Origin of the sequence: Hymenobacter pini, assembly GCF_020421205.1 — a bacterium.
In the GTDB taxonomy this organism is placed as follows: domain Bacteria; phylum Bacteroidota; class Bacteroidia; order Cytophagales; family Hymenobacteraceae; genus Hymenobacter; species Hymenobacter pini.
On the sequence record NZ_JAIZZH010000001.1, the window covers coordinates 1,270,389 to 1,283,648 of the forward strand.

Here is a 13,260-nt window from a genome sequence, read left to right on the forward strand (position 1 = left end):
TACCTTTGTTCCATATCTGACCACTACTTGACTTTGCTTCCCGTGACGACACCAGCCCGCAAGCCCCTGATTCTGATTTCCAACGATGACGGTATTACCGCCCCCGGTATTGCTACGCTGGTGCGGGTGATGCGCCGCATTGGTGAAGTGGTGGTGGTAGCGCCCAACTCGCCGCAGTCGGGCATGGGCCACGCCATTACCATTGGCCACCCGTTGCGCCTCGATGCCAGCTCCATTTTTGAAGGCGTGGAGGCCTACGAATGCAGCGGCACCCCCGCCGACTGCGTGAAGCTGGCCAAGCACCATGTGCTCAAGGACCGGCGCCCCGACCTGGTGGTATCGGGCATTAACCACGGCTCCAACTCCGCCGTGAACGTGCTGTACTCCGGCACCATGTCGGCGGCTATTGAGGCGGCGGTGGAAGGGCTGCCCGCCATTGGCTTCTCCCTCTGCGACTACGGCCACGGCGCTGACTTCTCACACACCGAGGAGTGGATTGAGTTTCTGACCCGGCAGGCGCTGGAGCATGGTATTCCGCAGGGCACAGCCCTGAACATCAACATCCCCAAAAAATCGGCGGAGCCCATTGCCGGAGCCCGGTTGTGCCGGCAGGCTCGGGCCAAGTGGCAGGAGGAATTCGACCTGCGCCATGACCCGCACAACCGGCCGTATTACTGGCTGATTGGCTCCTTCGTGAATGAAGACCACGGCCAGGATACCGACGAATACGCCCTGTCCCACAACTATATTTCCATTGTGCCCTGCCAGTACGATTTGACGGCCCTCTACGGCCTGCGCGAAATGAACGCCAGCTGGGAGCTGAGCCCCACGCCTAAGGGCAGTCAGGCACCGACTCCCACCGTGGGCAGCGCCGAGCCGGAACCCGGCGAATCGGCCGAGGGCATTGGCTAGCACTAGGCGGCAAATCAACTAAAATCGTCGCCCCGGCTCCCACAACGCTATGTTGCAGGAACCGGGGCGCGGTTGTGAGCGTGACCAATGGCTAGTGGGGAGGCAGCGAAACGTGCTTCGGACGGGCCACCGATGGGTGATCAGGTTTTCGCACCACCGGCACGGCCGCCATGTGCCGTGCGGTGGGCAGAGCCGGGGGCAGTAATCGGCTCAGCAGCCACAGCAGCCCCAGAAACACCACAACCAACAGCAGGATTTTCTTCATACAACGAGGGGCGGGGTAAAGTAGTCAGGCGCGAAGCCAAACATACCCGCTGGCGTATGAAGAGTGCGTGAACCTAGTGCTGCATTGTGTGCGTGCTATGGGCCGAGTTGCGCTTCGTTGTGGTGGTTTTGCGGGTGCTGCTGGCAGCTGGTGTGGTTACCGTCTGGGTTTTGGCCGTGGCGTTGTAGTTGCCGCTGGGCGTGCTTACCTCGTGGGTACGCACAGTGGTCCGGGCCGTGCCGCTGGGGGTAGATTGGGTGCTGGTGGCGGTGGTTTTTTTCTGCACAGCTTGGGCATTGGCGGAGGTAGCAGCGGCGGCCAGCAGGACCAGAAACAGGAGCTTTTTCATGGGAGTTGAGGGGGATTATTGGTGAGACGCCCCTTGTACGTAAGCTGCTCCTTCGGGATGCTCCGGCAGCGCGTTGCTCACGGAAACCACAGGGAAAAGGTAGTGCCCTTGCCTTCCGTCGATTCTACCGTGAGCGGGGCTTTGTGAAACTCGGCAATGGTTTTGGCAATGGGTAAGCCCAGCCCGTAGCCTTCGGGGGCCGCCGCACCGGCCTGGAACCGCCGGAACCGGTCGAACAGATGGGGAAGGTGCTGGGCCGCAATGCCCGGCCCGGTATCCGCCACCGACAGCCGGTAGCCGTCTGCCTCGGGGCGGCCGCTTACGGTAATAGTGCCGCTTTCCCGGTTGTATTTCACCGCGTTGCTTATCAGGTTGAACAACAGCGTGAACAGCAGGGTACGGTTGGCTTGGCGCACGATGTAATCGGGCCGCAGGTCTTCCATAAGCCGGATGTCGCGCTGGGCCAGTCGGTCTTCCAGCTCGGTCGTCACGTCGGCCAGTACAGCCGCCAGGGATACGGCTTCGTCGCGCAGGTACTGCTCGTTTTCGATGTTGGCAATCAGCAGCAGGGTTTTCACGGTGTTGCGCAGGCGGTACAGCGTCTTCTGCGACTCTACAATCTTGAGCGAGTGGGCGTGACCCAGCTCGGGGTCCTGCAGCATATTCTCAAACCTCGACTGCAGAATACTTACCGGGGTAAGCAGCTCGTGCGATACGTTGGACATAAACTCCCGCTCTTTCTCGAAAGCCGTTTGCACCCGCCGCATCGTGTCGTTCAGGCTGTCGTCGAGGCGGCGGAAGTCGGTGGTGGTGGTAGCCAGCGGCTCGTAGGAAAACGCCGAGGGATGGTGCACGCCCTGCAGCTTATTGCTGATAAGCCGCCGCAATGGGCGCAGTAGGTAGTGCGCAAAGGCTGCGTCGGTTACAATCGTCAGCAACGCCCCAATCACCAGCACCCACAGGGCCATGCGCCGCAGCGTGTCGGTGAGCAGCTCCACCGTAGCCAGCGACGAGCCGATTTCCAGCCGGTAGTTACGGCCGGCCGTGCTGAACTGCTGGCTCAGGATGCGGAAGTCCTCAATTTGATTGTCAACCTGCCGGGGCTCATCGAAAATGCGGGGCGGGTGGGGCAGGTGGCGCGGGTCGGCGCTGGTGGGTAGAGGCGTAAGCGTAATATACTCCTGCTTCAGAATGTTATAGTCGGCGTATTCCTCGCCCTGTACAAACGCCGAAATACCGTCCCGCTCAATGAGGTCCAGCACTTCTTCCCGCTTCTCGTGCAGGCGCTGGTCGGTGTGCGACACCGCCACCCGGCTCACAATGGGCGGAATCACCACGGCACCCAGCAGCACCAGCAGCAGCTTGGAAAGCGCGTTGAACAGGGCCAGCTTGGCTTCTAACCGCATGGTAATTTGAGATGTAGGTGAGTAGTTGGGCGTGGCGCATTGCGGCAGAATACCCAGATGCCAAGATGTGTTGTACCGTTGGCATCCGGACACCTGCCGCGCCGTCTTCTGTATGAAGCCGTTATTCCGTCACCCGGTACCCAATGCCGCGCACGGTTTCCAGGAAATCGGTGGGCGCAAACTGGCCGAGCTTCTTGCGGATGTTCTTGATGTGCACGTCAATATAGTTGGAGTCTGAGTCGTCCTCCAGCACATTGCCCCACAGGTGTTCACCCAGCTGCAGGCGCGTCAGCACGCGGTTTTTGTGCAGCAATAGGTAATGCAGCAGGTCAAACTCCTTCTTGGTGAGAGACACGTCCTGGTCATGGTAGCGCAGGGTGCGGCCCGTGGCATCCAGCTGGAAGCCGTTGCCGAAGACCAATTCCTGCCGCTTCAAGCCAAATTTGCGGCGGGTAATGGCCTGCATGCGGCTTTGAAGCTCCAGCAAGGAAAAGGGCTTAGGCAGATAATCGTCGGCTCCCAGATCCAGCCCCTTCACCCGGTCGTCGATAGCGCCGCGGGCCGTCAGAACGATGAACGAAGCCTCCTGCCGGTCGTTGCGGCGGGCTTCACGCAACAGGTCCAGCCCGTCGCCGCCCGGTAAGCCCAAGTCAAGCAGAACAAAGTCGTAGCTGTTGACAAAAATCTTCTCGGAGGCCTCGGCGTAGGTGTAGGCCGAATCGACGAGGTACTGGGACTGCAGCAAAAACTGACGGATTTCCTGGTGGAGGCTTTTCTCGTCTTCGACGATGAGAACGTGCATGGCAGTGGCGGAATGGGCTTATAGATGCTGCAACATACGCAGCCCGGCGGTGAAGGACGAATGAAGCTCCCCTGATTTGGGATGAGCGGGGAGGACGCGTCCACTAAGAGTAGCCAGCCCGCGCCCACGTGCCACCAAAAAGGCCCTCCCGTTGGGGAGGGCCTTGCAGGCTGTTCCAAATGAATTGGAGGGTTATTTCTTCTCTACCTTCAGCACGGTGAGCTTCCCATCAAGCACCACCCGGGCCAGGTACAGGCCAGCGGGCAACGCGGGCAAGCCGGGCAGCTCCAGCACCGCCGCCTGGCCGAGGCCACCACTGAAGGAGTGCGTGTACAAGGTGCGGCCGGCCAGGGTAGTGAGCGTTACGGTAGCGGAAGTAGGTGCCGCATCGGGGCTGCTCACAAACAGCTCCAGCTTGTTGTGGAAGGGGTTAGGCGCGGCAGTTACGGTAGCGGTTCCGGCCCGGCGCTGGGGGGCCAGGGTTACCACCGAGGAGTAGGCGCTGGTGCCATCCAAATCCAGCTGCCGCAGACGGTAGTAGCGGGTGCCGGTCCGGGTAGTGAAGTGGCGGTACGCGTAGCGGCGGGCCTGGGCCGAGCTGCCCGCGGCGGCTACCCGGCCCACGGTCCGGAACGTGCGGCCATCGGTGCTGGCTTCCACCTCAAAGGCTTCCGAGTTTACCTCTTGCGCCGTGTTCCAGGTCAGGTCCGAATACGTGGCTGTGGCCTGCCCCCCAAACGAGGTAAGCGTAACGGGCAGCGGCGGATTGGAGAAGGTGGCCGTTTGCGCGTTGTAGGCTACAAAAGCCAAGTCACTGTTGCCGCTCAGCAGCACCCGGAACTTGCGGATGCGGGTTACATTGGCGCTGGTAATACCAAAAGCACTCAAGTCGGCGGCCCAGAGGCGCAGGTCCCGGTCCGTCTGCCGGAAGCCGGCGTTCAGGCTCATGGGGCGCTGGGAAGCTTCGTAGAAGTCGGCCGTCCAGCTGCCCACCGGGTCAATGCTGGTAAAGGTCACCGTTACCGTATTGCCGATTACCTGGTTGTTGGCATCCAGGAACTGGTATTGGTCCTGGGAGCCGGCGGGGTCGGCAATCTGCGTAACCAGAATGTCCGGCGTTCCATCGCCCAGCGCCGAGGCTACCACCTCGGAAATTGAAAAATCGAGGGTGCCGCTGGGTACGTTGGCCGCGCCGGTACCCAGGTTGAGGCCGTTACGCCCGTCGCGCAGATAAAACGGAATGTCGTTGGCGGGGGGCGGGGAGCTGGCTCCGTTGGCCACATTATCGTAGAGTGCCCCAAGGCCAACTTTGGTATTGCTCCCAATAGTGCCGCTTAGGGCTAATACGGGCAGCGCCTTGAATTGCGCCGCCGTAAACGCGAGGTTGTTCGTGCTCAGCAAAGCATCATCAACGCCGGTTGAATACCGGATACCGTTCAGCGAAAAAGCCAGCAAATCGTGCGAATTGTTGGGCTTGACGGGGTTTTTGGCAGTAGCCGAGCTTTGCCAGAGGCCGCCGAAGCTGGTCACAACTTCTGTTACGTTGTTCACGGCTTGGGCGCGGACATCGGCGGCTCCTACCACCAGGGCCGCCGCAAGCAGAAAGGATTTGTTGAGCATACAAACGAAAGAATGCGGGTGTGTAATTCGGGATTAAGAGGTTGCCATTCAGTAGGATGATGGCCGGGCGGGGTAGGATTGTGCAAAACTATGGCATAATTTCGAGGCGCAACAACACAGCGCGCAGAAATAAGCCAGTACTATTCCGCTGATTTTTCGGTAACCGAGCCGCCCGATTTGTCCGGAAAGTAACTTGCTTTGCGGAGTAGCGGTTTACGGCTGCTTGCAGTCCGCAGTACCTCAACTTATCTTCTGAAACGTATGAAACGCCGCATTTCTCCGCTGCTGATTCTACTGGCTTTTCTGTTGTTGCTGCTCGGCAGCGGCTGTGGCCGCCAAGCCTTACAGAACCACTTAGCCAAGGGTTTTGACACGCACGTGTACATCGTCCGCCACGCGGAAAAGGAGCTGACGCCCGGCCTGCCGGATCCGCCCCTCACGGCCGCCGGCCAGCAGCGTGCTTTGGCCCTGCGCGACACTCTCCGCCGCAACGGTATGCTCAGCGGCATTTTTAGCACCGCTACCACCCGCACCCGCAGTACCGCCCAACCCTTGGCCGATGCTCTCAGGCTGCCTGTGCAGGCGTACGATGCCAAGCAGTTGGCCGCGCTGGCCCGGCGCGTCCGGCAGGAGTACCGGGGTAAAAATGTGCTAATAGTGGGACACTCCAATACGATTCTGGAAACGGTGGAGGCCTTCGGGGCCGCCCGGCCGGTACCCACCGTCAACGACAACGAGTACAACTACCTGCTGGAAGTCACCATGCCGCGCGACTCTACCCAACCGGCCCGGGCCACCGCTCGCCGCTACGGCCCGGCCAATCCCTGAGTAGCAGCCGTGGCTGCTGCAACCTCCCAGCCGTTTATTTCTCTATTAGGCGCTGTTAAGGCCTATTTCCAACTTTCTCTCCCATGCGTTTTCTTTCCTTTACCCGGTCACTGGGTCTGGCGGCCGGTCTGCTGGTTGCCACTGCATCCGGCGCTTCGGCCCAAACTTCCATCGACTCGGTAGCCATCCGCAAAATTTACGACGAGGCGCTGGCCCGTGGTCAGAGTTATGACAACCTCCGCTACCTCACGGGCCAGATTGGCGGCCGCCTCAGCGGTTCACCCCAGGCCGAGCAGGCGGTGCAGTGGGGTAAAACGGTGATGGAAAAAATGGGCCTCGACCGGGTGTATCTGCAAGAGGTGATGGTGCCGCATTGGGTGCGCGGCGCCAAGGAAAAAGCTCAGGTGAAAGGCTCGAAGGGCAAAGGCCTGGCCCTGAACGTGTGCGCCCTGGGGGGCTCGGTAGGCACCAATGGCAAGCTGAAGGCGCAGGTAATTGAGGTGCAAAGCCTGAAAGAGCTGGCGGCCCTCCCGGCCGAGAAGGTGAAGGGCAAGTTTGTGTTCTTCAACCGCCCCATGAACCCGCTGTACGTGGAAACGGGCCGGGCCTACGGGGAAGCCGGCGACCAGCGCCGCAGCGGGGCCGCCGAGGCCGCCAAGCGCGGGGCCGTAGGTGCCCTGGTGCGTAGCCTGTCCCTGGCCCACGACGATTTTCCGCACACCGGCACCATGCGCTACGAAGACAACGTAGCCAAAGTACCGGCGGCGGCCCTGAGCACCAACGGCGCCGATGAGCTTAGCCAACTGCTGAAAGCCGACCCGAACCTGACCGTGGAGCTGGAAATGAGCTGCCAGCAACTTCCCGAAACCAAGAGCTACAACGTGGTGGGGGAAATTAAAGGCTCGAAATATCCCGAAGAAATAATTAGCGTAGGCGGCCACCTCGACTCCTGGGACTTGGGTCAGGGTGCCCACGACGACGGTACGGGGTGTACCCAGAGCATGGAAGTGCTTCGTCTGCTGAAAGCGACGGGGCTGCGCCCCGAGCGCACGGTGCGGGCCGTGTTGTTCATGAACGAGGAAAACGGCGTACGGGGCGGCACTAAATACGCCGAGCAGGCCAAAGCCCTCGGTGAAAAACACCTAGCTGCTATGGAGTCGGATGGGGGCGGGTTCACACCCCGGGGCTTCTCAATTGAAGCGGAGCCGGCCACCGTGCGTAAAATTCAGGCCTGGCAGCCGCTGTTCCGCCCCTACGGTAGCGGCGAGTTTACGGCCGGTCACTCCGGTACCGATATTGAGCCCCTCAAGGAGCAGGTAAAGGCTCTCATCGGCTACCACTGCGACTCTCAGCGCTACTTCGACATCCACCACACCGCCGCCGATACCTTTGACAAGGTAAACCGCCGGGAATTGGAGCTGGGCGGGGCCAGCATGGCCGCTCTTATTTACCTGATGAGCAAATACGGCCTATAGTCTTAGCTGTGGCAGTGGCCCCAAACGCCCGTCGGCCGGATGCGTAGTAGCACGTATCCGGCCGACGGGCGTTTTGTGTGCTTAGCAATTGCTAAAATGGAGTTGTATCTCGTAGCATTCCTGTTGCCCCCGGTAGTCAGTGAGCAAGTTTGGGCACTGAAACAGCAGGTGCACCAGCTTACTGGTAGCCGCAACGCTGTTCGGCTGCCTCCGCACATTACACTGATGCCGCCGTTGCGGCGCCCGCCGGAGTTTGGCGAGGCTCTGGCCAGGATGCTTGCCACCTATGCTGCGGGCAACCGGGCCTGTCTGGTGCAGCTGCGCGACTTTGCCTGGTTTCAGCAGCGCACGTTGTACGTGCATGTGCAGCAAACCCCTGGACTGCTAGCGCTGCATCAGCAATTTTATCAGCTCTGCGCCCAGGAACTGCCAGCTGTGCCCCAGCCAGCCCGGCGTTTTGTGCCCCACGTTACCCTGGCCACCCGCGACATACCCCCGCACCAAGTGCCAGCCTTGCAGGAGCTATTTGCCCACCGGCGCTTTGCCGCAGATATGGAGCTGCACGAGTTGGTCCTGTTTCGGCATACCGGGCAGCAGTGGCTGGCGGAGGTGCTGTTTCAACTGGCACCTGCTTCAACTGACTACCCGGTTTGAAACGCAACGCCCCGGCTTGTGCAAGCCGGGGCGTTGGTGGGAGAGAATATAACTGTCAGCCAAAAATATTATTCAGCGCTGGCATTTTTGCGCGGGCGGCCGGGGCGCTTACCGCTGGCGTTGGCGGCGCGGGGTTTACGTTCCTTCTTAACCACCTTGTAGCCTGGTTCGATCATTTCATTGAGCTCAGTCATCAGCTCATTTACTTTTGCAATCTGCTTCCGGATTTGCGAAAGAACAGCATCGTTCTCTTCTGCGTTAGCCAGAATTTGTTGCAGTTTGTTTAGGTCAGCAGTTGCCATTGGGTGAAATTTATTTTGGAGAAAAAATAAGGCCAAATGTGCATGTTTTTTCTGAAATAACAACCGCTAGGTTTTACGTAATCGGTAAAATCCAGCTTGTATTCATGCTTCCGAAAGCAAAATAAATTATCATCTATTTACCTGAAAACTGATAGTTTAATCAAAATGCTGCTGCTTCATACGGCAGGCCTTTCAGTAAGTTGCTTGCTTAGGACGAAAATGATTCCGAATCAAATTACCGTACTAAAGCAACCAACAGTATGGCAAAAACGAAGCCACTACTACCTAATATTTGTGTGGCCAAGTCTTAGGGTTGTATGCTGAGTTGTTAATTCTGCTCCAGAATCTGAAATAGCTCGTCAAGCTTCGGGGTCAGAATAATTTCGGTGCGGCGGTTCAGCGCCTTATTGGCCGGGCTATCATTGGTGGCTACAGGCACGTATTGCGCCCGGCCCGAGGGGGTTACCTGCGAGGCCGGCAGGCCGGCCTGCGTCAGGATGCGGGTAATTTCAGTAGCCCGTAATACGCTTAAATCCCAGTTGTCGCGCATGCCTGCGGTGCCTTTAGCAATGGGTACATTGTCGGTATGGCCCTCTACCAGCACATTTACATCCTGGTTTCCTTTGAGGGCGGCTGCTAGTTTGGTTAGGGCTTCTTGCCCTTTGGGGTCAACCTTGGTGGAGCCGGATTTAAATAGCAGTTGCTCGGAAAGAGATACGTACACCTTGCCGTTTCTGACGTTGACCTGTAAATCCTGCGCGTTAAATCCGAGCAGGGCGTCGCCTACTTTTTGCCGGAGTGCTTTTACGGCGGCGTCCTTCTGATCTAGAATTCGCTGCATTTCGGCAATTCGCTGCTCTTTGCTGCGTAAGTCGGCCGATAGTTGCGAATTCTCCTGCTGAACGCCACTCAAATTCGCGTTTAGCTGATTTACCTGTTGATTTTTCGATAATAAGCTAGTTCGCAGCGCCTCCTCGTTGCGGGCTTTCTCCTGCTCAAGGGCACTCTTCTCCGCCTGCAGCTGGTCGCGTGAGCGGCTTGCTTCCGTAAATTGGTTTTGCAGCGCCGTGTATTTCTTTTGCGATACACAGCCCGTCGCTCCCATGAGAATTCCCGCGCTGCATACTGCGTAGCGCAGGGAGGAATTTATGAAATATTTCATATTGAGAATCAAGTAAAAAACAAGTCTGCTATAGTGCAGCGACCCATGAAACGTGCTGCAAGGCTGGGTTGTTTCGCCCGCTTATTTTACATTATTGGTAATGCGCTTGAGCAATCAGCAAAAAGAGTTGCGTGCTTTGGCGTATTTTGGGGCCATTAGGATATTCCTCCCAAATCACACACCGTATTCCGTTGTATCTGTTCATACTTAGTTGGGTGCTGTTATTTTCGGGAGCGGAGCAGAGCCTGCCCGAGCCTCCAGCCACCCGGTACTGGGTTACATTCCGGCACAAGGCGGGGCAGCAACTGCAGCCGGCCGCGTATTTCAGCCCGGCGGCCCAGGCCCGGCGCCTGCGCCAGCACCTGCCCCCAGCCGATAGCACCGACTTTGCGGTACGGCCCGATTTTGTAGCGCACGTGCGGGCCACTGTCGATACGGTTACGCTGGTAAGCCGGTGGTTTAACGCGGTGGCCTGCCGGGCAACCCCGGCCCAGGCCGCCCGGCTGCGTTTGTTACCGGAAGTTGCCGAAGTAGCTGCCTGGCCCATTGAGCCACTAGTGCCCGCCGGACAAACGGCCGTTGCCCGCCCGCTCACGGCGGCCGACCGGTCGTTGGCGCGGCGACAAACGGCTTCCCTGGGAGCGGCCGGTTTTCGGCGGGCCCGACTTTCGGGTAAAGGCCTGCGTATTGCCATTTTCGATGTAGGTTTTAACGGGGCTAATCAACACCCGGCCCTTGCGCACCTGCGCCGCAAAGGAGCCATTGTGGCTACCTACGATTTTCTGCGGCGCACACCCGATGTGTACCAGGGCGGTAACCACGGCACGGAGGTATTGTCGTGCATTGCGGGGCAGCTACCCGATAGTTCGTACTTGGGGCTGGCTCCCGATGCCGAGTTTCTGCTAGCCCGCACCGAACAAATGCACCGGGAGAAGTACGCCGAGGAAGAGGCTTGGCTGGCTGCCGCCGAGTGGGCCGACCGCAACGGGGCAGATATCATCAATTCCTCGTTGGGTTACACCGACCGGCGCTATTTCCCGGAGCAAATGAACGGCCGCACCAGCCTGGTAGCCCGGGCCGCGGAGCTGGCCGTGCGCAAAGGCATGCTGGTGGTAAACGCCGCCGGCAATGACGGCGACGATCCGCGCTGGCGCACCGTGGGTACGCCGGCCGATGGGGACTCCGTGCTGGCCGTGGGCGGGCTTGACCCTGATACGTACTTGCACATTGATTTCAGCAGCTACGGGCCCGCGCCGGGCAAACGCCTGAAGCCGAACGTGGCCGCCTTTGGTGCGGCTATTGTGGCGTTGCCGGGTGGGTATGCCCGCACAGAGGGTACTTCGTTTGCCAGCCCGCTGGTGGCGGGCTTTGCGGCCTGTGCCTGGCAGCAGCAGCGCAACCTCACGGCTATGGAGCTGTTTCGGCGCATTCAGCAGGCGGGGCAGCTGTATCCGTATTTCGACTACGCCCACGGGTATGGGTTGCCGCAGGCCAGCCGCCTACTGAATGCGCCGGCCGATGTTGCTCCCACATTCGATTTTGTGCGGCAGGATTCCGTGCTACGGGTAATCATTCGTACGGAAGCGGCTACGGTGCCCGCCCGGGTGCTGCCCCTGTTTGCCGATTCGGTGCAGGCCGTTACTCCGGCCGAGGCCCGGCCCGTGGCAGCAGTGGGGCAGGAGCAAGCCCGTGCGCCGCAGCCCCCTCAGCCCGATGAGATAGTGCCAGCCACACCACCCAACTACCTGTACTGGCAGGTGCTGGACGCCGCTGGCCATCCGATGCGCTACGAGGTGCTGGAAGTTAGCCAGCGTGCCGTGCTGCGGGTGCCGCTAGCGGAACTCGGGCAGGGCAAAACTATTCGTGTACATTACCGGGGATACACGGCCACGTATCCGGCTTCACGATGATGCACCGCTGTGTACTACTGACTTTGCTGGGGGCGCTGGCCGCTTCGGGCGCACAGGCGCAGCGGGTGCTGCTGCGTGCCGAACCCGCTACCGATTCGATGGAAGTGAGCTTCGGCCCAAACCGGGCGTTCTACCGGCATTTTTTTCTCGGCTACGCGCCCGTGGTGGGCCAGCTAGGCGGACCAGGAGCCGATTTACGGCCGTTTGCTTCGAATGAAGGCTTTGCGGGCGTCCGGCACAAGTTTCGGCTCACGAATACGATGGCGGCGGGCTTTGATGTCCGTTACGCCCGGCTGGTGTACTCCTTGCAGCAAAACGCCGGTAAGCGCGTGCCCACTGCCCAACTGCACCAGCAGGAGTCGTTGGTACTCTCACAGGTGCAACTGGAGCCTTACTGGCGGCTGAACTACGGCCGACGAGGCAACGTGATTGGGCACTACCTAGACGTGAGCGGCTGGGGCGGCTGGGCCATGGCCGTTACGCACCGCACCGAAGACCGGCCCGGACCCAACGGTAGCAAGCGGGTTACCAGCACCGAACACGGCTTGCGGTACCTGCGCCGCTGGCCCTACGGGGTAGGGGCCCGGCTGGGGTCGGGGCGCTACGCCCTGGTGGGGCGCTACCGGCTCTCCCGCACCTTTGTCGCCGGGGCCAGCCCTGAGTATGTGGAACTTCCGCGGTGGCTGGTGGGGTTTGAGCTGGGATTATTGTAAAACGCCAGAAAAAAGCACGTTCAACGCATCCAAACGGGTAGTTGGTCCCGTAAAAAGCAGCAACAGGCAGCCCGCCCAGATGGTTATCAATACCTTCTGCAGGCGCGTTGTTCTAGTAGCCCCCAACTCCTGAAACCTCAGGTTCACCCTGCATTTTCGGCTGACGGTAGTTTTTGTATTTTGCCGAACTGATTTGACGATGGTTTTCTTCCCCTTCATGAAAAAGAGTATACTTCCTGCCGCTGGAGTTTTGGTTCTGCTTCAGCTTGCTTCCTGCATCAATACGGAGCGGGAAGTTGGGACCTCCAAGAACGCCGACCGGGTGTTCACGCCCACGCCGGAAGCCAATCGGGGCCGGGTATCGGAGCGCACGGTGCTGCGTACGGTAAATGCCCAGCACAATTTCTCCTCCACCAAGGCCAAAGACAACTTTGTGCTGCAGCTCCGAGGACCTAAAATTGCCACTTCCCAAGCCTATTTTATGATTGTGAGCAGCACCGGCGACACGCTTCGTAAGGAAGTAATGCCGGCTTCTGCCCTCATCAATCAGCGAGATATGGATGACCCCCAGGCGGCCACCGTGCGCGACAAGGAAATTGCTATTCTGCAAGGGATGAACAGCTTCTTCCGCGACGACCGGTTTGTGCAGCCCGCCGTACCTCGCACCGCTACCCAGCCTGAAAACGTGGATGCTCAGTCTTGGACCTCGGTAAAGGAGGACACCCGGGCCGTCGGCTTCGATTATCCCTCATCAGATGGCCGGGAGCGACGCGTAGCGTATTCCAAGAAGCTGGGCCGCGCAGTAGTTATTGCCGAGTAAACACTACTATTTTCCTCTTTTGGAACACAAAAGCCCGGCTGC

General features: G+C 59.6%; 14 protein-coding genes. 7 read left to right on the top strand and 7 right to left on the bottom strand.

What is annotated here, in order from left to right:
* The first annotated feature begins 27 nt into the window (after window positions 1-27).
* The gene (gene surE / locus LF252_RS05310; protein WP_226268432.1) at window positions 28-912 is read left to right on the top strand and encodes a 5'/3'-nucleotidase SurE; all 885 of its coding nucleotides are present in this window, start codon (window positions 28-30) and stop codon (window positions 910-912) included.
* Between the two features lie 91 nt (window positions 913-1,003).
* Here the strand turns inward: surE and LF252_RS05315 are convergent, their stop codons facing one another.
* From LF252_RS05315 to LF252_RS05335, 5 genes are all read right to left on the bottom strand, one after another.
* Complete coding sequence (locus tag LF252_RS05315; RefSeq protein WP_226268434.1) at window positions 1,004-1,177, bottom strand: hypothetical protein; 174 nt, start codon at window positions 1,175-1,177, stop codon at window positions 1,004-1,006.
* 73 nt (window positions 1,178-1,250) lie between these two features.
* A complete protein-coding gene (locus LF252_RS05320; protein ID WP_226268436.1) occupies window positions 1,251-1,526 on the bottom strand; it encodes a hypothetical protein in 276 nt (91 codons plus the stop codon).
* A gap of 77 nt (window positions 1,527-1,603) precedes the next feature.
* A complete protein-coding gene (locus LF252_RS05325; protein WP_226268438.1) occupies window positions 1,604-2,932 on the bottom strand; it encodes a sensor histidine kinase in 1,329 nt (442 codons plus the stop codon).
* 121 nt (window positions 2,933-3,053) lie between these two features.
* Window positions 3,054-3,734, bottom strand: a complete 681-nt coding sequence (locus LF252_RS05330) for a response regulator transcription factor (protein ID WP_226268440.1) — start codon at window positions 3,732-3,734, stop codon at window positions 3,054-3,056.
* Between the two features lie 192 nt (window positions 3,735-3,926).
* Window positions 3,927-5,354, bottom strand: a complete 1,428-nt coding sequence (locus LF252_RS05335; protein WP_226268442.1) for a T9SS type A sorting domain-containing protein — start codon at window positions 5,352-5,354, stop codon at window positions 3,927-3,929.
* A gap of 261 nt (window positions 5,355-5,615) precedes the next feature.
* Between LF252_RS05335 and LF252_RS05340 the strand changes: the two genes are divergently transcribed.
* The 3 genes from LF252_RS05340 (at window position 5,616) to LF252_RS05350 (ending at window position 8,311) form a co-directional block, all read left to right on the top strand.
* Window positions 5,616-6,182, top strand: coding sequence for a histidine phosphatase family protein (locus LF252_RS05340; RefSeq protein WP_226268443.1), 567 nt, complete (start codon window positions 5,616-5,618; stop codon window positions 6,180-6,182).
* 83 nt (window positions 6,183-6,265) lie between these two features.
* Window positions 6,266-7,657 carry a M20/M25/M40 family metallo-hydrolase gene (locus tag LF252_RS05345; RefSeq protein WP_226268445.1) on the top strand — a complete coding sequence of 464 codons (1,392 nt, stop codon included), beginning with the start codon at window positions 6,266-6,268 and terminating at the stop codon, window positions 7,655-7,657.
* A gap of 96 nt (window positions 7,658-7,753) precedes the next feature.
* Complete coding sequence (locus LF252_RS05350; RefSeq protein WP_226268447.1) at window positions 7,754-8,311, top strand: 2'-5' RNA ligase family protein; 558 nt, start codon at window positions 7,754-7,756, stop codon at window positions 8,309-8,311.
* 68 nt (window positions 8,312-8,379) lie between these two features.
* Here LF252_RS05350 and LF252_RS05355 read toward each other — a convergent pair whose 3' ends face one another.
* The gene (locus LF252_RS05355) at window positions 8,380-8,613 is read right to left on the bottom strand and encodes a hypothetical protein (RefSeq protein ID WP_226268458.1); all 234 of its coding nucleotides are present in this window, start codon (window positions 8,611-8,613) and stop codon (window positions 8,380-8,382) included.
* A gap of 328 nt (window positions 8,614-8,941) precedes the next feature.
* On the bottom strand, window positions 8,942-9,775 hold the full coding sequence (locus LF252_RS05360; RefSeq protein WP_226268461.1) for an OmpA/MotB family protein: 834 nt from the start codon (window positions 9,773-9,775) through the stop codon (window positions 8,942-8,944).
* A 215-nt stretch (window positions 9,776-9,990) separates the two neighbouring features.
* Between LF252_RS05360 and LF252_RS05365 the strand changes: the two genes are divergently transcribed.
* The 3 genes from LF252_RS05365 (at window position 9,991) to LF252_RS05375 (ending at window position 13,218) form a co-directional block, all read left to right on the top strand.
* Window positions 9,991-11,685, top strand: a complete 1,695-nt coding sequence (locus LF252_RS05365) for a S8 family serine peptidase (RefSeq protein ID WP_226268463.1) — start codon at window positions 9,991-9,993, stop codon at window positions 11,683-11,685.
* Window positions 11,682-12,398: a hypothetical protein gene (locus LF252_RS05370; protein WP_226268465.1), complete on the top strand. Its 717-nt coding sequence runs from the start codon at window positions 11,682-11,684 to the stop codon at window positions 12,396-12,398. Before LF252_RS05365 ends, LF252_RS05370 begins: the two co-directional genes overlap by 4 nt.
* 250 nt (window positions 12,399-12,648) lie before the next feature.
* The gene (locus tag LF252_RS05375) at window positions 12,649-13,218 is read left to right on the top strand and encodes a hypothetical protein (protein ID WP_226268467.1); all 570 of its coding nucleotides are present in this window, start codon (window positions 12,649-12,651) and stop codon (window positions 13,216-13,218) included.
* The last annotated feature ends 42 nt before the right edge of the window (window positions 13,219-13,260 follow it).

Coding starts and splice junctions, on each gene's coding strand:
- LF252_RS05320 (WP_226268436.1), bottom strand. CDS start 1,526: ATGAAAAAGCTCCTGTTTCTGGTCCTGCTGGCCGCCGCTGCTACCTCC.
- LF252_RS05350 (WP_226268447.1), top strand. CDS start 7,754: ATGGAGTTGTATCTCGTAGCATTCCTGTTGCCCCCGGTAGTCAGTGAG.
- LF252_RS05355 (WP_226268458.1), bottom strand. CDS start 8,613: ATGGCAACTGCTGACCTAAACAAACTGCAACAAATTCTGGCTAACGCA.
- LF252_RS05360 (WP_226268461.1), bottom strand. CDS start 9,775: ATGAAATATTTCATAAATTCCTCCCTGCGCTACGCAGTATGCAGCGCG.
- LF252_RS05345 (WP_226268445.1), top strand. CDS start 6,266: ATGCGTTTTCTTTCCTTTACCCGGTCACTGGGTCTGGCGGCCGGTCTG.
- LF252_RS05335 (WP_226268442.1), bottom strand. CDS start 5,354: ATGCTCAACAAATCCTTTCTGCTTGCGGCGGCCCTGGTGGTAGGAGCC.
- LF252_RS05330 (WP_226268440.1), bottom strand. CDS start 3,734: ATGCACGTTCTCATCGTCGAAGACGAGAAAAGCCTCCACCAGGAAATC.
- LF252_RS05340 (WP_226268443.1), top strand. CDS start 5,616: ATGAAACGCCGCATTTCTCCGCTGCTGATTCTACTGGCTTTTCTGTTG.
- LF252_RS05315 (WP_226268434.1), bottom strand. CDS start 1,177: ATGAAGAAAATCCTGCTGTTGGTTGTGGTGTTTCTGGGGCTGCTGTGG.
- LF252_RS05370 (WP_226268465.1), top strand. CDS start 11,682: ATGATGCACCGCTGTGTACTACTGACTTTGCTGGGGGCGCTGGCCGCT.
- LF252_RS05325 (WP_226268438.1), bottom strand. CDS start 2,932: ATGCGGTTAGAAGCCAAGCTGGCCCTGTTCAACGCGCTTTCCAAGCTG.